Origin of the sequence: Pseudomonas viridiflava, from assembly GCF_900602065.1 — a bacterium.
GTDB lineage: Bacteria > Pseudomonadota > Gammaproteobacteria > Pseudomonadales > Pseudomonadaceae > Aquipseudomonas.
The window spans coordinates 1-287 of record NZ_UWFN01000259.1 but is presented as its reverse complement, the minus strand read 5'-3'; the positions used below and the strand labels follow the sequence as shown (position 1 = coordinate 287).

Sequence of the window (287 nt, the reverse complement as noted above, 5' to 3'; positions counted from 1 at the left end):
GATGGGAATGACCTTCACGCCGGGCACCTCGCTGGCCGAGGCCAACCGCCTGGGCGCGCTGGCCGAGACGTTGATCCAGTCGGTGCCGGAAGTGATCAAGGTCGGCCGCCGCACCGGCCGCGCCGAGCTGGACGAGCATGCGGAAGGCGTGCATTCATCCGAACTCGACGTCGACCTGAAACCGTCCGAGCGCACGCGCGAGCAGGTCATGGCGGCGATACGCGCCCAGCTGTCGTCGATCTCGGCGTCGGTGGCGATCGGCCAGCCGATTTCGCACCGGCTCGACC

At 69.0% G+C, this 287-nt stretch carries 1 protein-coding gene; it reads left to right on the top strand.

Going from position 1 to position 287, the window contains the following annotated elements; all coding sequences use genetic code 11:
- On the top strand, positions 1-287 hold a 287-nt coding region (locus tag EE949_RS13705; RefSeq protein WP_164666782.1), incomplete at both ends, for an efflux RND transporter permease subunit.